This is a genomic window from Streptomyces sp. NBC_01750 (genome assembly GCF_035918095.1).
GTDB lineage: Bacteria > Actinomycetota > Actinomycetes > Streptomycetales > Streptomycetaceae > Streptomyces.
This window is the reverse complement of sequence record NZ_CP109137.1, coordinates 4,310,539-4,331,138: the sequence shown is the minus strand read 5'-3', so window position 1 is coordinate 4,331,138 and position 20,600 is coordinate 4,310,539. Positions and strand designations below refer to the sequence as shown.

The window sequence follows — 20,600 nt, the reverse complement described above, 5'->3', positions numbered from 1 at the left end:
CGGCAGCCGAGCGCCGTCGGGCGGCGCCGCTTGTCAGTGGGCCCCGATAACCTCGTAGGCGTGTCGTCCCTTGCGCTGTACCGCCGCTACCGCCCCGAGTCGTTCGCCGAGGTCATCGGGCAGGAGCATGTCACTGACCCGCTGCAGCAGGCCCTGCGGAACAACCGGGTCAATCACGCGTACCTGTTCAGCGGGCCGCGCGGATGCGGAAAGACGACCAGTGCGCGCATCCTCGCCCGCTGTCTGAACTGCGAACAGGGGCCCACGCCGACACCGTGCGGCGAGTGCCAGTCCTGCCAGGACCTCGCCAGGAACGGGCCGGGGTCGATCGACGTCATCGAGATCGACGCCGCGTCGCACGGTGGTGTCGACGATGCGCGTGATCTTCGGGAGAAGGCCTTCTTCGGGCCGGCGAGCAGCCGGTACAAGATCTACATCATCGACGAGGCGCACATGGTCACCCCGCAGGGCTTCAACGCTCTGCTGAAGGTGGTCGAGGAGCCGCCGGAGCACCTCAAGTTCATCTTCGCGACCACCGAGCCCGAGAAGGTCATCGGGACGATCCGGTCGCGTACGCACCACTATCCGTTCCGGCTGGTGCCTCCTGGCACGCTGCGGGAGTACCTCGGCGAGGTGTGCGGCAAGGAGGACATCCCGGTCGCTGACGGCGTGCTGCCACTCGTCGTGCGGGCCGGCGGCGGGTCCGTGCGTGACTCGATGTCCGTGATGGACCAGTTGCTGGCGGGCGCGGCCGAGGAAGGTGTGACCTATGCCATGGCCACCGCCCTTCTCGGGTACACGGACGGGTCGTTGCTCGACTCGGTCGTGGACGCCTTCGCGGCGGGCGACGGGGCCGCGGCCTTCGAGATCGTGGACCGGGTCATCGAGGGCGGCAACGACCCGCGGCGCTTTGTTGCCGATCTGCTGGAGCGGCTGCGGGATCTGGTGATCCTGGCGGCCGTGCCGGACGCGGGGGACAAGGGCCTGATCGACGCACCGGCCGACGTGGTCGAGCGTATGCAGGCGCAGGCATCCGTCTTCGGTGCGGCCGAGCTGAGCCGCGCAGCCGATCTGGTCAACACCGGGCTCACGGAGATGCGCGGCGCCACCTCGCCGCGGTTGCAGCTCGAGCTGATCTGCGCGCGGGTGCTGCTGCCCGCCGCCTTCGACGACGAACGGTCGATGCAGGCGCGCCTGGACCGGCTGGAGCGGGGTGCGACGTTCTCCACCGGTGGCTCCGGGCCCGCGATGGGGTACGTGCCAGGACCGGAGGCCCAGGCTCATGCTCCGGTGCCGCAGGGAGGCGGGCCCGCGGCGGCCCGGGCGGCGGCTCGGGGCGGAGATGCGCCCGCGCCGGTTCCTGCCGAACCCGCGCCCACTCCGGCTCCTGCGCCCGTGCCCGCTGCCGAGCCGGTGGCTCCCCCGGTAGAGCAGCCGCAGCCGGCCGGTTCGCGCCCCGGGGCCTGGCCCGCGGCGGCCGCGGCGGAGCCGGGGCGGCGTCCCGGTGGCTGGCCCACCGCATCGAGCCCCGGGCAGGGCGGCCGGCCCGCATCGCCCCAGCCCGCAGCGCCGAGCCCCGCTCCCGCATCGGCCGCACCCGCCACCGCCGCGCCGAGCGCCGGCATGGTGCAGGGCGCCGTACAGGTACGGAACATGTGGCCGGACATCCTGGAGGCCGTGAAGAACCGTCGCCGCTTCACCTGGATCCTGCTCAGTCAGAACGCCCAGGTCGCAGGCTTCGACGGCACCACCCTCCAGCTCGGCTTCATCAACGCCGGCGCCCGGGACAACTTCGCCACCAGCGGCAGCGAGGAGGTGCTGAAGCAGGCGCTCTCCGAGCAGTTCAATGTGCAGTGGAAGGTCGAGGCCATCATCGATCCCTCCGGCGGTGCGGGCGGCCCGGGCGGCGGTGCCCAGCCACCGTCCGGCGGCGGCTTCGGCGGCGGCCGCGCCCCCGCGGCCCCGGCCCCGCAGGCCCCCGCGCCCCGCCCCGCCCCGGCATCCCCTCACTCCGCAGCCGATTCCGCATCCGGCCGCCGGACCTCCGCTCCCGAGCCCCCGCGCGCAGCCCCGGTACACACTCCGCCGCCCGTCGCCCCCGAGGACGACGTACCGGAAGAGGACGATCCCGACCTCGTCGACTCCGCGCTCTCCGGCCACGACCTGATCGTGCGCGAGCTCGGTGCCACGGTCGTGGAGGAATATACGAACGAGTAGAGGGCGGGTCCTCGGAGGCCCGTACAGGACCAGCCGCCCCCGGCGGTTAGGCTGACTGCCGTGAAGGTCCTCGTCATCGGCGGCGGCGCCCGCGAACACGCCCTGTGCCGCTCTCTCTCCCTCGACCCCGACGTCACCGCTCTGCACTGCGCGCCCGGAAACGCAGGCATCGGCGAGGTCGCCGAGCTGCACCCGGTCGACGCGCTGGACGGCGCGGCCGTGGCGCGGCTCGCCACCGATCTGGCGGCCGACCTCGTCGTCGTCGGCCCCGAGGCGCCGCTCGTCGCCGGGGTCGCCGACGCAGTACGGTCCGCGGGCATCCCCTGCTTCGGCCCCTCCCGGGAGGCCGCCGAGCTGGAGGGCTCCAAGGCCTTCGCCAAGGACGTGATGGCGTCGGCCGGAGTGCCCACGGCCCGCAGCTATCTCTGTACGACCCCCGAGGAGATCGACGAGGCCCTCGACGCCTTCGGCGCTCCCTACGTCGTCAAGGACGACGGCCTCGCCGCAGGTAAGGGCGTCGTCGTCACCGATGACCTCGCCGCCGCGCGTGAGCACGCGCTGGCCTGCGACCGCGTGGTCATCGAGGAGTTCCTCGACGGCCCCGAGGTATCCCTCTTCGCCATCACCGACGGCGAGACCGTCGTCCCGCTGACGCCCGCGCAGGACTTCAAGCGTGCCCTCGACGGCGACGAAGGCCCCAACACCGGCGGCATGGGTGCGTACTCCCCGCTGCCGTGGGCCGACCCCAAGCTGGTCGACGAGGTCATGGCCACCGTCCTCCAGCCGACCGTCGACGAGCTGCGCCGCCGTGGCACGCCCTTCTCCGGGCTGCTGTACGCGGGTCTGGCGATCACGTCGCGCGGCGTCCGGGTCATCGAGTTCAACGCCCGGTTCGGCGACCCGGAGACCCAGGTGGTCCTGGCCCGCCTCATCACGCCGCTCGCGAGCGTCCTGCTCAACGCCGCCCAGGGCACCCTCGACCTCCAGCCGCCGCTGCGGTGGCGCGAGGACGCGGCCGTGACCGTGGTCGTCGCCTCCCACAACTACCCGGACACCCCGCGTACCGGCGACCCGATCCAGGGCCTGGACGAGGTCGCGGCAGAGGATGCGCCCCATGCGTACGTCCTGCACGCCGGGACCAAGCACGACGGCGACGCGGTCGTGAGCGCCGGCGGCCGGGTACTTTCGGTAACCGCGACCGGCAAGGACCTGGCGCAGGCGCGTGAGCGTGCGTACAAGGCGGTGGCCCGGATCCGCCTGGACGGTTCGCAGCACCGGACGGACATCGCACGCAAAGCCGCCGGGGAGTGAACCTCTAAGGCCCGGAGGCCGTCATCACCTTTACCCAAAGCCATTCCATCGAGTGACGGATGCCCCATCCGGATGACGCCTGCCGAAGCCCCAACTAGGGTGCGGCGCAGGCGTTCCGGCACTTGGCCCACCGGCATTGCGATGTCAGTGGTGGGTGCCACAGTGGGGGAGTGAGCAGCACCGTCGCAGGGCAGAGGGGGTGAGTCCGGCCGTGTCAGTTACCGGTATCGGTGAGTCGATGGGCGCGCAGGCCGCGCGGTCCCGGGCTCTCGCCGTGCTGCGGATACGCAGCCGGGCGCTGGCCGTGGCCCTGCTGCCCGCGGCGGTCGCCGTCGTGCTGCTGGCAGGCATTGCCACAGGCCACACGGACGGCAATAACTGGGATGCGGCGCGCTGGGTTGTGACGGTCTGCGCGGTGGTCGTGCTGCTGCTCGCCGTGGCCGTCGCGGCCGTGATCGTACGGGCCAGTCCGGCGCTCAGCCCGACCGTGGAGCTCTCGGAGCGGGCCGCCCCCGATCTGTACCGGCTGGTGCGGGACGTGGCAGAGCGCCTCGGGGTGCCCGCGCCGTCCGCGCTCGCGCTCACACCTGACTGCGACAGCTGGCTCGAGGACCGTTCGCACCCGGCCCATGCGATCCGGGGCGGGCGCAGACGCCGGACGACCGAGGCGCCCGTCCTGGTGATCGGCTCGCCTTTCCTGTGGTGGATGCGGGTCGCGGAACTGCGGGCGGTGCTGGCGCCGGTCGTGGCCGGGACCGCTCCGTCCGCGCACCCGGACATAGCCGCGGCGCGCCGTTTCGTACGGGGACTGGACGCGGCGGTCGCCGTCGCCGCCGGCCCCGGGCGGGGGGCGATACCGAGGCTCGCGCTCGGTTTCGTCGGCTGGATCGCCCGGCTGCTGCTGCGCGCCTGCCAGCTGCATGTCGGTGAGATGGAGCGCGGCGTCGCGGCCGATGCCTCCGAGCGTGCACAGGCTGTGGACTACGGGCTGCGGATCGTCGCACAGGAGCAGGTCGGCCTCGCCTACGCAGGCTGGGACCGGCTGCTGACCCGGGTCGCGCTGCCCGCCTGGCGTATGGGCCGCTGGCCCTCCCGCCTCGACGCGGGCGTCGTCTCGGCCCTCACCGAGCTCTCCCGCCGCGACCGCCTCGCCGAGGGCTTCACCTCCCGGCTGGGCGAGCGCCCCGCCTGCGACCTGCTCGAGGAGCCGGGCGCGGTCGACGAGGCGGCTTCGCTGCTTGCGGCCCGCCTCTTCCACGGCGGCCCGGCCGAGGCGGGCCCCGACTGGTCCCCGGTGGACTGGCAGCAGTATCCGGAAGAAGTCGTCGACCGGAAGTGGCGTACGGAGGCGGCCCGACTTCACCGGGTGCTCGACGGCCTCGGGGTGCCTCCGTCGGCCGGCCCCGACGGCCCGACCCTGTCGCGGGTGATGAACCACCTGTCGGCGCGGGGCACCGACATCGGCGACACCCTGGCGGCGGGGATCAGCGCGGAGGTCGCCCGCGAGGAGGAGGCGGCGCCGGTCCCGCAGAGCCCGGCGGACGCCGTCAACGGCTGGGGTGCGGACCCGCTTCCCCTGTTCCCCCTGCAGCCGCCGCGGACCGGCCGCGAGCTGCTCGCCGAGCACGTCACTGCGATGGTCTGCTGCGCGGCGGTCGACACCGCGGGCGCCGCCCCCGGCCTCGACTGGCTCGACGGCCCGGCTCTCCTGATCAACGGCAAACGCCGCGCAGACCTGGGCAGCCGGGTCCTGAGTCTGATCGAGGACGGCGACGCGGGCCCGCTGCGCGGCTGGCTGACCACGCTGGGCATCCGCCCGGAGAAGCCGGTCCGCCTGGTGTAGACGGGCGTCTGACCGCCCTCCGGCCACTCGGGACCGCTCCCCCGGACGGAACGGCACGTTCCGTTCACGCCAATTCGCGACGAACGGTGACGGAGTGCGTGCGTTATGTGATGTGCTGGAGACCGGCGCTGAACATTCGGCGCATCACAGTTGTCCCGGGGCATCGAGGGAGGGCGCGGCATGGGGGCGGAGCAGATCCGGCGATGGGAATCGGGCGCCCTGGCCCACGCGGTTACGGACCCCTTCGGTCAGGGCCCGCTCCCGTGGCTGCGCGGCAGCGAGAACTACCTCGACGACACCGGTCAGGTCGTCCCCTGGTACGCCGACCCCACTCTCGCCAGGGGCCGCTCCGGCGGGCCCCGTACCGCCGACGACGTACGCCGCCAGATCAAGGGCTTCGCCTCCACAGGCGCAGCCGCCCCCGGTGCGGCGATCGACTTCCACATCACCGTGGACCCGCCTCAGCAGTTCTCCGTCGACATCTACCGCATCGGGCACTACGCCGGCGACGGTGCCTCCAAGATCACCACCAGTCCGCGCCTCTCCGGGATCGTCCAGCCGCCCCCGCTCAGTGCCGACCGCACCGTCTCCTGTCACCACTGGTGGCTCTCCTGGCGGTTGCAGATCCCCTCCTACTGGTCGACGGGCGCCTATGTCGCCGTCCTCACCACCGCCGACGGCTACCGCTCCCACATTCCCTTCACGGTCCGCGACGACCGCCCCGCCGACCTGCTGCTCCTCCTCCCGGACATCACCTGGCAGGCGTACAACCTCTATCCGGAGGACGGCCGTACCGGCGCCAGCCTCTACCACGCCTGGGACGGGACGGGCCGGCTCCTCGGCGAAGAGGACGCCGCCACCACGGTCTCCTTCGACCGCCCGTACGCAGGTGCCGGGCTCCCCCTCCACGTGGGCCACGCCTACGACTTCATCCGCTGGGCCGAGCGTTACGGCTACGACCTCGCCTACGCCGACACCCGCGATCTGCATGCCGGCCGCGTGGACCCCTCCCGCTACCGCGGACTGGTCTTCCCCGGCCACGACGAGTACTGGTCGGCGCCGATGCGCCGCACCGTCGAGCTCGCCCGCGACGGCGGCACCTCGCTCGTCTTCCTCTCCGCCAACACCATGTACTGGCAGGTCGAGCTCGGGCCCGCACCTTCCGGCGTACCCGACCGTCTCCTCACCTGCCGCAAGCGCCGCTGTCCCGGCAAACCCGCACTCTGGCGGGAGATCGACCGGGCCGAGCAGCAGCTGCTGGGCATCCAGTACGCGGGACGGGTTCCCGAGCCGTATCCCCTGGTCGTACGGAACGCGGACCACTGGCTCTGGGAGGCGACCGGCGCCGGCGAGGGCGACGAGCTCGCCGGGCTGGTCGCGGGTGAGGCCGACCGCTACTTCCCGCGCACCGCGCTCCCCGAGCACCAGGGCCGTATCCTGCTCGCCCACTCCCCGTACCAGGACAGCGAAGGCGCCGCCCGCCACCAGGAGACGTCTCTCTACCGGGCCTCTTCCGGCGCCCTGGTCTTCGCGTCCGGCACCTTCGCCTGGTCCCCGGCGCTGGACCGGCCCGGCCATGTCGACACCCGCGTCCAGCGGGCGACCGCCAATCTGCTCGACCGCATCTGCAAACGCGATTAGGGCCGATCGGCACCCCTGACCAGGCCCACGCTGCCGGCGTACGGGAGAATCGGAGCCGTCGTCCCGCCCGTCTCCCACCATCGCCCTGCTCGTTGCCCCTTCGGGCGCCCCTTTTTGTTCAACCACGGGGAGGAACCGTGTCCGGATTCGTCGAAAAGCCCGAGCCGCTTCAGGTGCCGGGCCTGGTGCACCTGCACACCGGCAAGGTGCGCGATCTGTACCAGAACGAGGCGGGCGACCTCGTGATGGTCGCCAGCGACCGCATGTCCGCGTACGACTGGGTGCTGCCCACCGAGATCCCCGACAAGGGACGGGTGCTCACCCGGCTCTCACTCTGGTGGTTCGAGCGTCTCGAGAGCCTCGTACCGAACCACGTCATCTCCACCGAGCTGCCCGCCGGCGCCCCTGCCGACTGGGCCGGCCGCACCCTTGTCTGCAAGTCCCTGCGGATGGTCCCGGTCGAATGTGTCGCCCGCGGCTATCTCACCGGGTCCGGTCTCGTCGAGTACGAGGAGTCCCGCACCGTCTGCGGTCTGGCGCTGCCCGAGGGCCTCAGCGACGGCTCCGAGCTCCCGGCCCCGATCTTCACCCCCGCCACCAAGGCGGCCGTCGGTGACCACGACGAGAACGTCAGCTACGAGGAAGTCGCCCGCCAGGTCGGCGCGGACACGGCGGCCCAGCTGCGCCGGACGACCCTCGCCGTCTACGGCCGGGCCCGTGACATCGCCCGCGAGCGCGGCATCATCCTCGCGGACACCAAGTTCGAGTTCGGATTCGAGGGCGACGAGCTCGTCATCGCCGACGAGGTGCTGACCCCGGACTCCTCGCGCTTCTGGCCGGTCGCCGGCTGGGAGCCGGGCCGCGCCCAGCCCTCGTACGACAAGCAGTACGTCCGCGACTGGCTGACTTCGCCCGCCTCCGGCTGGGACAGGAAGAGCGAACAGCCGCCGCCGGCCCTCCCGCAGGAGATCGTCGACGCGACCCGCGGCAAGTACATCGAGGCGTACGAACTGCTGACCGGCACCCCCTGGCAGTAGCGGCGCACGAAGAAGGCCCCGGTCACCAGGACCGGGGCCTTCAATCTGAGCGGACGACCAGGTTCGAACTGGCGACCTCAACCTTGGCAAGGTTGCGCTCTACCAACTGAGCTACGTCCGCATGCGCTGTAGCGCGGGGACCACTATACCCAACCTCGCGCGCGTGCGAGACGTACCGCCGTGTGTCGGTTCTCGGCCCCCAGCTGGACGCGGCCGACGAGAGGTGGTTCCGTACCGTCCCCTGCGACAGCGAGGCCTTCTCCGCGATCTCCGCGATGGGCTCCCGTCCGCCGCCGGCTCCAGCACCTGCGCCTCCCGCACGGTCGGCGGAGAGTCCCCGGCAGAGATCGCGTCGGCCGCCAACTCCGGGTCCACATAGCGGTTTCCGGCATGCACGGTACGGATGATCTCGGCCGGCCGCTGGGCGCTGACGGTCTTCGGGGCAAACCCGCGCACTCCCGCCACCAGCGCCCGTTTCAGATGGCCCGGCAACCCGTTACCTGTCACGATCACGGTCCGGCACTCGGGCAGCTCAGCCCGTAGAGATGTGGCCACACTCACACCGTCCGGGCCGGGCATCTGAAGATCGAGGACCGCGACGTCGGGCCGGTGTGCCCGCGCCATCGCGAGAGCCTCGGTGCCCGACGCCGCCGCCTCGGCGACGACCACGAGACCGTCCTCGAGCGCGAGCAGCGCGGCCGGCGCACCCCGGATCAGGTGCTCGTCATCGGCGAGCAGCACGCGTACGGGGGTGTGGTCATCGTTCCTCCTGAGGGAGCGGCACCTTCGCCGTGAGCTGGAAAAGGCCCTTGGCGGCCAAGCCCGCGTCCAGTGAGCCGTCCAGCGCGGCCAGTCGTTCACGCAGGCCGGCCGGCCCCGAGCCGATGGGCCTGCCATTCCTGCCCGGCCCGTCGGAACCGTCCGGCGCACCAGCACCACCTGACTCACCAGCACCACTCGTCCTGGTCGTCCCCTCGTCGGGCTCGAGCACCCCGTCGTTCTCGACGACCAGGACCACGTGATCCGCCGTTCCCGTCAGCCGGATCGCGCAGCGTGCCGCGTCCGAGTGCCGCAGCACATTGGCCGTCGCCTCCCGCACCGCCCGGCCGAGCGCCGAGTGGACCCGGTTCGTCAGCTCACTGCCGTCACCGTCCTCGATCCCGCAGTCGATACCGGCCGCCCCAACAGTGCGCCCGCCACGAGCAGTTCGGGTCGCTGTGGCACCTTCAGGTGCAGCAGCGCCGCCCCGGCCGCCACCATCAACCCACACTGCGCGAGCGCCAGTACGACCGCCGGCAGCGCTATCCCCGCGAGGATCTCCGGATCCGAAACCTCGCCCGTACGCAGTCGCTTGAGCGACAGGGCCTCGCGCCACGCGGTGTACGCCGAGGCGAGGTTGGAGTAGTCGACGATGATCAGCGTCATACCGATTCCGCCGGTCATCGCGGCCTCGGCGACGCTGATCCCCGTCCCGTCGAGATCGATCGGCGTGGTCGCCGACTTGATCGCACCGACCATCGCCACCCAGGTTTCGCGACGTCCTTCCGCGTCGAGCCCGGTGGTCCGCTCGTCGAGGAAGAGCGCCTCGGGCCGGCCGAGGAGCGCCAGTGCCAGGTCCAGCCGCCCGCCGCTCGCCGCCGGACAGCTGCTTCACCCGTACGCCGGAACGCCGCCCGAGCCCCACCAGCCCCAGCGCCTCACCGGTCGTCCGCGCCCCGGTCGTACAGCCCGCCCACATCCGGACGGTCTCGGCGACCGTCAGGTCGGAGGGAAAGCCGCCCTCCTGGAGCATCACGCCGATCCGGGGCCGGACGGCGGCGCGCTCGCGGTACGGGTCGTGGCCGAGCACCCGCACCGTCCCGCTGTCAGGGCGGGACAGGCCCTCCAGGAGCTCGACGGTGGAGGTCCTGCCCCCGCTGTTCGTCCCCAGCGTCCACCTTGATCACGTGCTCGTCCACGTGCTGCCTCACGTCTTCGTCCACGTGCTCGCCCACAGGCCGATCCATGTACTCGTGGCTGGTCATGCCTCAAGGCTTCCGCCGGACGAGGCGCGCGAGCAGTGCGTGCTGTCACCACCCCCCATGACGAATGTCATCGGGCTCGGTCGTCGATGCCGGAGGGAGGCCCGAAGAACGCAACTGCGCATACGACGAAGGCCCCGGTCGATTCGACCGGGGCCTTCGTACTCTGAGCGGACGACGAGATTCGAACTCGCGACCCTCACCTTGGCAAGGTGATGCTCTACCAACTGAGCCACGTCCGCATTGCTTCCGCTCAGCTCTCACTGAACGGCGCGATCACCACTCTACCTGATCCATCTGGATGGCCGGTAAAGCGATGCAGAGCGGGTGACAGGAATTGCACACTGCGCCTTCCCCCTGGAAGGGGGATGTTCTACTACTGAACTACACCCGCACGCTGCGCGAGGTAAGACCTTGCGGCCTCGCCCCTCGGCGTGCTCCAGACTCTAGCCGAACAGCAGGGGTGCAGTGCAACTCAGATCGGCGCGCGCCTCTCAACTGGCTTCGCGGAAGGCCTCGTAGACCCTCTTGGGGATCCGGCCGCGAGCGGGCACGTCCATCTTGTTGGACTGCGCCCAGGCCCGCACGGCCGCCGGCGCGGGCGCGAGTGCGGTGTGCCGGTAGGAGATGCGGGACTTGTCACGCTTCCCGGCGTTTGTCTGCTTTCGGCCGGCCGCCATGTACGGAGCCAGGGCCTTGCGCAGTTTCTTTGCATTGGAGGGATTGAGGTCGATCTCGTACGACTTCCCGTCCAGCGCGAACGCGACCGTTTCCGCCGCTTCTCCGCCGTCCATGTCGTCGGAGAGCGTGACCACTACTCGCTGAGCCACGGATATCGGTCCTTTCCTGCGGTATCGCCGGTTCTGGCATGCGGTGATACCGGCTTTCCGGCTGGTGAGGGGCAATGCTGCTTTCCTCTGTATTCCTTTGTACAGCGGAAGGCGCCGCATTGTGAAGCCCCGGCAATTACTTGCGCGTGTCCAACGTCAATGGGAGCGGGATTTTTCTCTGGATTTTCCCTGGGCGTTCTCCCGATATCTACCCGCGTAGAATTTTCAGGCGGGTACGCTGAGGGAACCGCCCTCGCAACACACCACCGGGAGTGCCCGTGGCACGCGTCGTAGTCGACGTCATGCTCAAGCCCGAGATCCTCGACCCCCAGGGCCAAGCGGTGCAGCGCGCACTGCCCCGCCTCGGATTCGAGGGGATCGCGGACGTCCGTCAGGGAAAGCGCTTCGAGCTGGAGGTGGAGGGGCCGGTCGATGACGCCGCCCTCGCCCGCATCCACGAGATGGCCGAAACGTTCCTCGCCAACACCGTCATCGAGGACTTCGTCGTGAAGGTGGAGTCGTGACCGCTCGTATCGGCGTCGTCACGTTCCCCGGCACGCTCGACGACAAGGACAGTCTGCGCGCTGTCCGGCTCGCGGGCGCCGAACCCGTATCGCTCTGGCATCGCGACAAGGACCTCAAGCAGGTCGACGCCGTGGTCCTGGCCGGAGGCTTCTCCTACGGCGACTATCTGCGGGCCGGAGCCATCGCCCGCTTCTCGCCGGTGATGGAGACGATCATCGAGCAGGCCAAGGCCGGTCTGCCGGTCCTCGGTATCTGCAACGGCTTCCAGATCCTCACCGAGTCGCATCTGCTGCCGGGCGCGATGCTCCAGAACAACCACCTCCATTTCATCTGCCGCGAGCAGAAGCTGCGGGTGGAGACGAGCGAGACGGCCTGGACGGCGGACTACACCGCCGGTCAGGAGATCCAGATCCCGCTCAAGAACATGGACGGGCGGTACGTCGCCGACGAGCACACGCTCGACGAGCTCGAGGCCGAGGGCCGGGTCGCCTTCCGTTATCTCGACTTCAATCCGAACGGCTCGCTCCGTGACATCGCCGGCATCACCAACGCCGCGGGCAATGTCGTCGGTCTGATGCCGCACCCCGAGCACGCCGTCGAGCCGCTGATCGGTACGGGCCGCACCGACGGCCTCGGATTCTTCACCTCGATCCTGAAGAAGCTGGTCTCCGCATGACTCTCGACACCGTCAAGCACGCCACCGGGACGCCCGACGTCGAGCAGCCCTGGAAGGAACTCGGCCTCAAGCAGGACGAGTACGCGCGCATCCGCGAGATCCTCGAGCGCCGCCCGACCGGCGCCGAGCTCGCCATGTACTCCGTCATGTGGTCCGAGCACTGCTCGTACAAGAGCAGCAAGGTCCACCTGAAGCAGTTCGGCGAGAAGGTTCCCGAGAACGACGCCATGCTCGTCGGCATCGGCGAGAACGCGGGCGTCGTCGACGTCGGCCAGGGTTATGCGGTCACCTTCAAGGTCGAGTCGCACAACCACCCGAGCTACATCGAGCCCTACCAGGGCGCGGCCACCGGCGTCGGCGGCATCGTCCGCGACATCCTCGCCATGGGCGCCCGTCCGGTCGCGGTCGTGGACCCGCTGCGCTTCGGCGCGGCCGACCACCCCGACACCAAGCGGGTGCTGCCCGGAGTCGTCGCGGGCATCGGCGGCTACGGCAACTGTCTCGGCCTGCCGAACATCGGCGGCGAGGTCGTCTTCGACGAGTGCTACCAGGGCAACCCGCTGGTCAACGCCGGCTGTATCGGCGTGATGAAGCACGAGGACATCCACCTCGCGAAGGCGTCCGGCCCCGGCAACAAGGTCATCCTCTACGGCGCCCGCACCGGCGGCGACGGTATCGGCGGGGTCTCCGTGCTGGCCTCCGAGACCTTCGAGTCGACCGGCCCGGCCAAGCGCCCGGCCGTCCAGGTCGGCGACCCGTTCCAGGAGAAGCTCCTCATCGAGTGCACTCTCGAGATCTTCAAGGAGAAGCTGGTCGCGGGCATCCAGGACCTCGGCGGTGCCGGGCTGTCCTGCGCGACGAGCGAGCTGGCGAGCGCCGGCTCCGGCGGTATGCGGGTCGAGCTCGACACCGTGCCGCTGCGCGATGCGACCCTCTCGCCCGAGGAGATCCTCATGAGCGAGTCGCAGGAGCGCATGTGCGCGATCGTGGAGCCGGAGAAGGTCGGGCGCTTCCTCGAGATCTGCGAGAAGTGGGACGTCATCGCCACCGTCATCGGTGAGGTGACCGAGGGCGAGCGGCTCGAGATCTTCTGGCACGGCGAGCAGATCGTGGACGTACCCCCGCGGTCGGTGGCCCATGAGGGCCCGACGTACCACCGGCCGTACGCCCGTCCGGAGTGGCAGGACGCGCTCCAGGCCGACGACGCGAACAAGCTTCCCCGGCCGGCCACGTCCGAGGAGCTGCGCGGGCAGGTGCTCAAGCTGGTCGCTTCGCCGAACCAGGCCTCGAAGTCCTGGATCACCGACCAGTACGACCGTTTCGTGCAGGGCAACACCGTGCTGGCCCAGCCCGAGGACGCGGGCATGATCCGGATCGACGCGGAGTCGAACCTGGGCGTGGCCATGGCGACCGACGGCAATGGCCGGTACGCGAAGCTCGACCCGTACACGGGTGCGCAGCTTGCGCTGGCCGAGGCCTACCGCAATGTCGCCGCCTCCGGTGCCAAGCCGCTCGCCATCTCGGACTGCCTGAACTTCGGTTCGCCCGAGGACCCGGCCGTCATGTGGCAGTTCGCCGAGGCCACGCGCGGTCTCGCCGACGGCTGCCTGCAGCTCGGCACCCCGGTGACCGGCGGCAATGTCTCCCTCTACAACCAGACCGGCGACGTCGCCATCCACCCGACGCCCGTGGTCGCGGTGCTCGGCGTGATCGACGACGTGAACCGCCGTACGCCGATCGCCTTCAAGGAAGAGGGCCAGCTCCTCTACCTGCTGGGCGACACGCGTGAGGAGTTCGGCGGCTCGGCCTGGTCCCAGGTCGTCCACGACCATCTCGGCGGGCTGCCGCCGGCCGTGGACCTGGACCGAGAGAAGCTGCTCGGCGACATCCTGATCTCGGCCTCCCGTGACGGCATGATCGACGCGGCGCACGACCTGTCGGACGGCGGTCTGATCCAGGCCGTCGTCGAGTCGTGCCTGCGCGGCGGTACGGGCGCGCGGCTGGTCGTCCCGGACGGGCTCGACGCCTTCACCTTGCTGTTCAGCGAGTCGGCGGGGCGTGCGGTGGTGGCCGTGCCGCGCAGCGAGGAGCTCCGCTTCAACGACATGTGCGGGGCGCGGGGTCTGCCCGTGACGCGTATCGGTGTCGTGGACGGCGAGGACGTTGAGGTGCAGGGCGAGTTCAGCATCCCGCTGAGCGAGCTCCGTACGGCGCACGAGGAGACCATCCCCGGTCTGCTGGTCTGACGCATCACCGATCGATCGAGCCCCTGTCCGGGTCCACCCGGGCAGGGGCTCAGTCGTTCGGCGACCGGACGGGCCGGGCTCGAAGGCAACGAGATCAGTGAAATCGGCATGGGCGGGCCGGGCCTGAATACGGCGCGGGGAATTCCGTTTCCGTCGGCGCGGTATCGGTGTTCCGGGGAACGGCGAATCGCTCACCGCCGGGAAGCCGTACGTCCACGCCTGATAGCTTCGGCGGCCGTGCCGTCCTACGGGGAGTCGGAAGTCCATGAACCACCCGCACTTGTCGCGCTGGCCGGACGATCCGGGCTCGCACATAGCGTTTCCCCACCGCGCGCCGCGGCGATTTCCGGACCGCGGAAGCCGTCGGCGCAACGCGTTCAACCGGCTGCTGTGCGCTGTCGCGGTGGCCGGGACCGGTGCCGCCTGCTGGGGGTTCTGGCTGGAATACGACGAGCACCGCGACCGGGCGGCCAGCGAGAAGGCGATCTCGGAGGCCTGTGGGGACGTGGTCGATCCGGCTGCGGTCATGGACCTGGGCGGCGGGATCGTCCGTGCGAAGGCGGGCAGTTCCGACGACGACCGCTTCGACCTGGATCCGCCGACGGCGCCCGGGGCGTGCGAGATATACCGGGTCGGCAAAGCCGGTACCAGCTACGGGTACTTCGCCCTGGCGTTCACTCCGCGGCCGAACGAGGAGTACGGGAACATCGTGGGCGCGCACGAGGAGGAGCCGTTCGGCGATCGCTACGACCGCCGGCGGCCGGACGACATCACGAGCGCCGCGGACTACGTACCGGACCAGCCCCTCGGCGATGACGGCAGCCTCGGCTCGTTCGACGACGACTCGGTCTCGGTCACCGCGGTCTGCTCGAAGCCGACTTCGAAGGCCGGCCTGACGTCCCTGACCGTCGATGCCAAGGCGATGTACGAAGAGACGCAGACGTCGAAGGCCGACCGGGCACGCCTTGCCGACATCGCCGTGCGCGCGGCGCGCAAGGCCGCCGACAGGCTCGGCTGCGCGGCCGAGGTGCCCGACGCGCCCGACACCACCCTCGACGTACCGAGCAGCCGTCTCGTCCCGGCCCAGCGGGCGGACGGAACCTGCGCCTGGTACCCAAGGCTGCTGCGCAACTCGGCCCGCGGGAATCTCCCGGACCGGGCTCTCGCCACACCGGCCGCCGGGCAGGCCATGAGCGAGCGGTGCCTGCTGGCGCTCAGCCCGTCCGCTGCCGGGCGCGCCGCGCGCGCGAGCGGCGTGGAGGCCGACGACGGGATCCATGGCTACGACCCCTGGTGGCTCGCCCTGGACTCGTGGTTCGGGGACGAGGCGAAGATCGTCTACTCGGACGCCGGAATCACCCGCAGGTCCGAGCAGCGCCACCTGGCGCCCGGCACCGCGGGCGGCCATCCGGAGGCCAGTGTGTGGTGGGCCTCGTCCGTCTGCCGTGGCGTACCGGCTGTGCACACCCTGACCGTGGCGGACGACTACGACAAGGTCGCCCGGAAGCGGCTCGGCGCCCTGTTCCGTGCGTACGTCGACGACGTCGCCGCCCGCCGCGGCTGCGTGGACGTGAAGTTCCCCAAGCCCGCGGACTTCGTCAAGGAGTGAACGCCCCGCCCGCTGTCGTACCCACCCCTTAATGTCGGTCTCATGCCACCGGCCAAGAAGCGCACGCGCAGCTACGACCCCGCAAAGATCCGCGCCGCCGCCCTCGCCCAGTTCGAGAACGTACGGCAGGCGGTGGGCACGCTCACGCCCGAGCAGCTCGCTCTGCCCACCCGCCTCGGCGACTGGACCGTGCGCGATCTGGCCGGGCACATCACCATGGCCGTCGGAGCGGTCGGCCGGGGTCTCGAGCAGCGCGAGCCCGCCAGGCAGGAAGTCGACCTGCTGGACTGGCCGTTCGCGACTGTCGCATTCGCCGGGAAGGTCTCCGACGACACCAAGGAGATCGCGGCGAGCGCCGAGCCCGAAGAGCTCTATGTGCGAACTGCCGCCCGGCTCGCCGAGTTGCTGCCCGCCGCGTCCGACAGCCGACTGCTCGCCACCCGCGTCGGCGCGATGCGCCTCGGCGACTTCCTCGTCACCCGCACCGTCGAACTCATCGTTCACACAGACGACTTGAACGACGCGACAGGCCTCGGTATCCCGTACGACCGACAGGCGCTCGCCGCCTGCACCCGGCTCCTCGCCGACGCTCTCGCGGTGAAGGCCCCCGGGGCATCCACCGAGGTGCGCGTGCCGCCGTTCGCGGTCGTGCAGTGCGTCGAAGGCCCGCGGCACACGCGCGGCACCCCGTCCAATGTCGTCGAGACCGACCCGCTGACCTGGATCCGGCTCGCCACGGGGCGCACGGAATGGGCCGAGGCGCTCGAGGCGGCGAAGGTCAGCGCGAGCGGCGAGCGCGCCGACCTCTCGGCGCTGCTGCCGATCCTCGGCTGAACGCAGTGGTTGAACGCAGCGGCCGAAAGGTTCGGCTGAACACAGCGACTGAACCGTTCGGCTGAACGCCGCGGCTCAACCCGGTGGAAAGAACCAGTGGTGGGAACCAGAGCCACACGTCCCCCGTCCCAACGGTATGCGGAACCAGCTGAGCATCCCTGTCACCGTCCTGGCACTCCTCGCCCTTGCCGCCTGCGGCACGGAGCCGGGTTCCGGCTCCGGCGACGGCTCGGTCAGGACCGATCTGCCCCTCACCGGCGTCCACTGGTCCGTCGACAGCGTGACCGTCGGTGGCAAGAAGACCGCGGCGCCGGCCGGCGCGCAGGTCGAGATCACGGACAAGGGCAGGGCCCAGGGCAACTACGGCTGCAACCACTTCGGGGCGGACGTCAAGGTCGAGGGCGACACGGTCACCGTGAGCCCGGGTGAGATGACCGAGATGGCCTGCGCCAAGGACATCCAGGGCTTCGAGGACACACTGCGTGCCGCCTTCTCCGGCAAGCTCAAGGCGAAGATCACCGACGAGAAGCTCACCCTGACCACCGAGAAGGGCGACTCCATCGCCCTCACCTCGGAGCGACCGGCCCCGCTGGTGGGCACCAAATGGTCGGTGAACTCACTCCTCTCCGCCGGGACCGCGTCGTCCCTGCCCGCCGGGACCGACAAGAAGGCGTATCTGACCTTCGGCAAGGACGGGTCCGTACAGGGCAGCCTCGGCTGCAACACCTTCCACAGCACCGCGAAGATCAGCGGCGCCGACATCACCTTCGGCCGCCTCGCAACCACCAGGAAGATGTGCCCGGGCCCCGAGATGAATCTGGAGCGCGAACTGCTCAAGGTCCTCCATGGCACGGTGACGTACCAACTGCAGCACCGCGGCCTGACCCTCACCGCGCCGAACGGCAAGGGACTGGCCGCGAGCGCCGCCCAGAAGTGATCGGCCCGGCTACGGGAGCCGGGTAGCCGGGGGCCACCCTGAAACCTCGTGTACATGCCAACGAAGTCCCGCGATGTGGACCCCCCGATGGACGCCCGTAAAGCCGCCGTGCGCCGGTCGGAACCGCCCCGGACGACCCCCACGCGTGGCCCCGCCGCATCCCCAATTCGGACCAGTGGTCGATCTCGCCTACACTCGGTGCCGTGCCACGTGGTGACGGACGACTCAACCACGACCTGCTCCCCGGTGAGAAGGGCCCCCAAGACGCTTGTGGCGTCTTCGGTGTCTGGGCCCCCGGCGAAGAGGTCGCGAAGCTCACTTACTTCGGGCTCTACGCCCTCCAACATCGAGGTCAGGAGTCCGCGGGAATCGCGGTGAGCAACGGCTCACAGATCCTCGTATTCAAGGACATGGGCCTGGTCTCGCAGGTCTTCGACGAAACCTCCCTCGGTTCCCTCCGGGGTCATATCGCGGTCGGTCACGCCCGCTACTCGACCACGGGCGCTTCCGTGTGGGAGAACGCGCAGCCGACCTTCCGGGCAACCGCCAACGGCTCCATCGCGCTCGGCCACAACGGAAATCTGGTCAATACCGCCCAGCTCGCCGAGATGGTCGCCGAGCTCCCCAAGGAGAACGGCCGGGCCACCCAGGTCGCGGCGACCAATGACACCGATCTGGTCACCGCACTCCTCGCGGGCCAGGTCGACGACGACGGCAAGCCGCTGACCGTAGAGGCGGCCGCAGCCAAGGTGCTGCCGGACGTCAGGGGAGCCTTCTCGCTCGTCTTCATGGACGAGGGCACCCTGTACGCGGCCCGCGACCCGCAGGGCATCCGCCCGCTCGTACTCGGCCGCCTCGACCGCGGCTGGGTCGTTGCGAGCGAGTCCGCCGCCCTCGACATCTGCGGAGCAACCTACGTTCGCGAGATCGAGCCGGGCGAGCTCATCGCCATCGACGAGAACGGCCTCCGCACTTCCCGATTCGCAGACGCGAAGCCGAAGGGCTGTGTCTTCGAGTACGTCTATCTGGCCCGCCCCGACACCGACATCGCGGGCCGCAACGTCTATCTCTCCCGTGTGGAGATGGGCCGCAGGCTCGCCAAGGAAGCCCCGGTCGACGCGGATCTGGTCATAGCGACGCCGGAGTCCGGCACCCCCGCCGCGATCGGCTACGCCGAGGCGAGCGGAATCCCCTACGGCTCCGGCCTGGTGAAGAACGCCTACGTCGGCCGCACCTTCATCCAGCCGTCCCAGACCATCCGCCAGCTGGGCATCCGCCTCAAGCTGAACCCGCTCAAGGAAGTCATCCGGGGCAAGCGCCTGGTGGTCGTCGACGACTCGATCGTCCGCGGCAACACCCAGCGCGCGCTGGTGAAGATGCTCCGCGAGGCCGGCGCGGCCGAGGTCCACATCCGGATCTCGTCCCCGCCGGTGAAGTGGCCCTGCTTCTTCGGCATCGACTTCGCGACCCGCGCCGAGCTCATCGCCAACGGCATGACGATCGAGGAGATCGGCGCTTCGCTGGGCGCGGACTCGCTCTCGTACATCTCACTCGACGGGATGATCGAGGCGACCACCATCGCGAAGCCGAATCTCTGCCGTGCCTGCTTCGACGGCGAGTACCCGATGGACCTTCCCGACCCCGAGCTGCTCGGCAAGCAGCTTCTGGAGACGGAGCTGGCGGGCGGCGCCGATGCCGCCGACGCGCTCCGTCGCCCGTAAGCCCTGCAGTACGACACGAAAGTTCTCTCCGCCATGACAGCTGAGTCTTTTGAGCGTGCTCCGCACGCGGGCGCCGGTGCCAGTTACGCAGCCGCGGGCGTCGACATCGAAGCCGGCGACCGCGCCGTCGAGCTGATGAAGGAGTGGGTGAAGAAGACGCAGCGCCCCGAGGTCCTCGGCGGCCTCGGCGGTTTCGCCGGCCTCTTCGACGCCTCCGCCCTCAAGCGCTACGAGCGTCCGCTGCTCGCCTCGGCCACCGACGGCGTCGGCACGAAGGTCGATCTCGCCCGCAAGATGGGCGTGTACGACACGATCGGCCACGACCTCGTCGGCATGGTCGTCGACGACCTGGTCGTCTGCGGCGCCGAGCCGCTCTTCATGACCGACTACATCTGCGTCGGCAAGGTCCACCCCGAGCGTGTCGCCGCCATCGTCAAGGGCATCGCCGAGGGCTGTGTGCTGGCCGGCTGCGCGCTGGTCGGCGGCGAGACCGCCGAGCACCCCGGACTGCTGGGCGAGGACGACTTCGACGTCGCGGGCGCCGGTACGGGCGTGGTGGAGGCCGACCGGCTGCTGGGCGCGGATCGTATCCGTACGGGTGACGCGGTCATCGCCATGGCGTCCTCCGGCCTTCACTCCAACGGGTACTCGCTGGTCCGCCATGTCGTCTTCGACCGCGCCAGGATGTCCCTGGACCAGCAGATCGAGGAGTTCGGGCGGACGCTGGGCGAGGAGCTTCTCGAGCCCACCAAGATCTACTCGCTGGACTGCCTGGCGCTCACCCGGACCACCGAGGTGCACGCTTTCAGCCACATCACCGGCGGCGGCCTTGCCAACAACCTGGCCCGGGTCATCCCGGACAGCCTGCACGCGGTCGTCGACCGTTCGACCTGGACCCCCGGCGCGGTCTTCGACCTCGTCGGCAAGGCCGGTCAGGTCGAGCGGCTCGAGCTGGAGAAGACCCTCAACATGGGCGTCGGCATGATCGCCGTTGTCCCCGAGGAGTCGGTGGACGTGGCGCTGACCACGCTCGCGGACCGCGGCGTCGACGCCTGGGTCGCGGGAGAGATCACCGAGCGCGGCGAGCACACCACGGGCGCGACGCTCACGGGCGACTACGCGGGCTGAGCCCGAACGGGCAGTGCGAAACCC

General features: G+C 70.3%; 16 protein-coding genes, 3 tRNA genes and 2 pseudogenes. 13 read left to right on the top strand and 8 right to left on the bottom strand.

Going from position 1 to position 20,600, the window contains the following annotated elements:
- The first annotated feature begins 60 nt into the window (after positions 1 to 60).
- The 5 genes from OG966_RS19350 (at position 61) to OG966_RS19330 (ending at position 8,049) form a co-directional block, all read left to right on the top strand.
- On the top strand, positions 61 to 2,217 hold the full coding sequence (locus tag OG966_RS19350; RefSeq protein ID WP_326650951.1) for a DNA polymerase III subunit gamma and tau: 2,157 nt from the start codon (positions 61 to 63) through the stop codon (positions 2,215 to 2,217).
- 60 nt (positions 2,218 to 2,277) lie between these two features.
- Positions 2,278 to 3,528, top strand: a complete 1,251-nt coding sequence (gene purD / locus OG966_RS19345) for a phosphoribosylamine--glycine ligase (protein ID WP_326650950.1) — start codon at positions 2,278 to 2,280, stop codon at positions 3,526 to 3,528.
- Between the two features lie 211 nt (positions 3,529 to 3,739).
- On the top strand, positions 3,740 to 5,371 hold the full coding sequence (locus OG966_RS19340) for a hypothetical protein (RefSeq protein WP_326650949.1): 1,632 nt from the start codon (positions 3,740 to 3,742) through the stop codon (positions 5,369 to 5,371).
- Between the two features lie 180 nt (positions 5,372 to 5,551).
- Positions 5,552 to 7,012 carry a N,N-dimethylformamidase beta subunit family domain-containing protein gene (locus OG966_RS19335; RefSeq protein ID WP_326650948.1) on the top strand — a complete coding sequence of 487 codons (1,461 nt, stop codon included), beginning with the start codon at positions 5,552 to 5,554 and terminating at the stop codon, positions 7,010 to 7,012.
- A 137-nt stretch (positions 7,013 to 7,149) separates the two neighbouring features.
- Complete coding sequence (locus OG966_RS19330; protein ID WP_326650947.1) at positions 7,150 to 8,049, top strand: phosphoribosylaminoimidazolesuccinocarboxamide synthase; 900 nt, start codon at positions 7,150 to 7,152, stop codon at positions 8,047 to 8,049.
- Between the two features lie 48 nt (positions 8,050 to 8,097).
- Here the strand turns inward: OG966_RS19330 and OG966_RS19325 are convergent.
- The 8 genes and pseudogenes from OG966_RS19325 to OG966_RS19290 all read right to left on the bottom strand — a co-directional run bounded on the left by OG966_RS19325 (position 8,098) and on the right by OG966_RS19290 (position 10,900).
- Positions 8,098 to 8,170 (bottom strand) — tRNA-Gly (locus OG966_RS19325).
- A 22-nt stretch (positions 8,171 to 8,192) separates the two neighbouring features.
- Positions 8,193 to 8,790, bottom strand: a pseudogene (locus OG966_RS19320) (response regulator).
- A gap of 16 nt (positions 8,791 to 8,806) precedes the next feature.
- Positions 8,807 to 9,148: an ATP-binding protein gene (locus OG966_RS19315; protein ID WP_326650946.1), complete on the bottom strand. Its 342-nt coding sequence runs from the start codon at positions 9,146 to 9,148 to the stop codon at positions 8,807 to 8,809.
- 32 nt (positions 9,149 to 9,180) lie between these two features.
- On the bottom strand, positions 9,181 to 9,573 hold the full coding sequence (locus tag OG966_RS19310; protein WP_326655575.1) for a hypothetical protein: 393 nt from the start codon (positions 9,571 to 9,573) through the stop codon (positions 9,181 to 9,183).
- Positions 9,567 to 9,979 (bottom strand): annotated as a pseudogene (locus OG966_RS19305) (ATP-binding cassette domain-containing protein); the annotation flags it as partial. The gene OG966_RS19310 and the pseudogene OG966_RS19305, both read right to left, overlap by 7 nt.
- Before the next feature lie 260 nt (positions 9,980 to 10,239).
- Positions 10,240 to 10,312: transfer RNA gene (locus OG966_RS19300), tRNA-Gly, on the bottom strand.
- An 80-nt stretch (positions 10,313 to 10,392) separates the two neighbouring features.
- A tRNA-Gly gene (locus OG966_RS19295) sits at positions 10,393 to 10,464 on the bottom strand.
- Between the two features lie 100 nt (positions 10,465 to 10,564).
- Complete coding sequence (locus OG966_RS19290; RefSeq protein WP_326650945.1) at positions 10,565 to 10,900, bottom strand: histone-like nucleoid-structuring protein Lsr2; 336 nt, start codon at positions 10,898 to 10,900, stop codon at positions 10,565 to 10,567.
- Positions 10,901 to 11,178: 278 nt separating this feature from the next.
- Here OG966_RS19290 and purS point away from each other — a divergent pair, with 278 nt between their 5' ends.
- From purS to purM, 8 genes are all read left to right on the top strand, one after another.
- Positions 11,179 to 11,424: a phosphoribosylformylglycinamidine synthase subunit PurS gene (gene purS, locus OG966_RS19285; RefSeq protein ID WP_266379892.1), complete on the top strand. Its 246-nt coding sequence runs from the start codon at positions 11,179 to 11,181 to the stop codon at positions 11,422 to 11,424.
- Complete coding sequence (gene purQ, locus OG966_RS19280; RefSeq protein WP_326650943.1) at positions 11,421 to 12,101, top strand: phosphoribosylformylglycinamidine synthase subunit PurQ; 681 nt, start codon at positions 11,421 to 11,423, stop codon at positions 12,099 to 12,101. Before purS ends, purQ begins: the two co-directional genes overlap by 4 nt.
- A complete protein-coding gene (gene purL, locus OG966_RS19275; protein WP_326650942.1) occupies positions 12,098 to 14,347 on the top strand; it encodes a phosphoribosylformylglycinamidine synthase subunit PurL in 2,250 nt (749 codons plus the stop codon). Before purQ ends, purL begins: the two co-directional genes overlap by 4 nt.
- Before the next feature lie 265 nt (positions 14,348 to 14,612).
- Entirely contained in the window at positions 14,613 to 15,956 is a 1,344-nt protein-coding gene (locus OG966_RS19270) for a hypothetical protein (RefSeq protein WP_326650941.1), read from the top strand.
- A 42-nt stretch (positions 15,957 to 15,998) separates the two neighbouring features.
- Positions 15,999 to 16,790, top strand: coding sequence for a maleylpyruvate isomerase family mycothiol-dependent enzyme (locus OG966_RS19265; protein ID WP_326650940.1), 792 nt, complete (start codon positions 15,999 to 16,001; stop codon positions 16,788 to 16,790).
- Between the two features lie 136 nt (positions 16,791 to 16,926).
- Complete coding sequence (locus tag OG966_RS19260; protein ID WP_326650939.1) at positions 16,927 to 17,727, top strand: META domain-containing protein; 801 nt, start codon at positions 16,927 to 16,929, stop codon at positions 17,725 to 17,727.
- Between the two features lie 203 nt (positions 17,728 to 17,930).
- On the top strand, positions 17,931 to 19,448 hold the full coding sequence (purF, locus tag OG966_RS19255; protein ID WP_326650938.1) for an amidophosphoribosyltransferase: 1,518 nt from the start codon (positions 17,931 to 17,933) through the stop codon (positions 19,446 to 19,448).
- Positions 19,449 to 19,481: 33 nt separating this feature from the next.
- Positions 19,482 to 20,576, top strand: coding sequence for a phosphoribosylformylglycinamidine cyclo-ligase (purM, locus tag OG966_RS19250; protein ID WP_326650937.1), 1,095 nt, complete (start codon positions 19,482 to 19,484; stop codon positions 20,574 to 20,576).
- The last annotated feature ends 24 nt before the right edge of the window (positions 20,577 to 20,600 follow it).

Coding starts and splice junctions, on each gene's coding strand:
- OG966_RS19335 (WP_326650948.1), top strand. CDS start 5,552: ATGGGGGCGGAGCAGATCCGGCGATGGGAATCGGGCGCCCTGGCCCAC.
- purL (WP_326650942.1), top strand. CDS start 12,098: ATGACTCTCGACACCGTCAAGCACGCCACCGGGACGCCCGACGTCGAG.
- OG966_RS19270 (WP_326650941.1), top strand. CDS start 14,613: ATGAACCACCCGCACTTGTCGCGCTGGCCGGACGATCCGGGCTCGCAC.
- OG966_RS19265 (WP_326650940.1), top strand. CDS start 15,999: ATGCCACCGGCCAAGAAGCGCACGCGCAGCTACGACCCCGCAAAGATC.
- OG966_RS19260 (WP_326650939.1), top strand. CDS start 16,927: ATGCGGAACCAGCTGAGCATCCCTGTCACCGTCCTGGCACTCCTCGCC.
- purM (WP_326650937.1), top strand. CDS start 19,482: ATGACAGCTGAGTCTTTTGAGCGTGCTCCGCACGCGGGCGCCGGTGCC.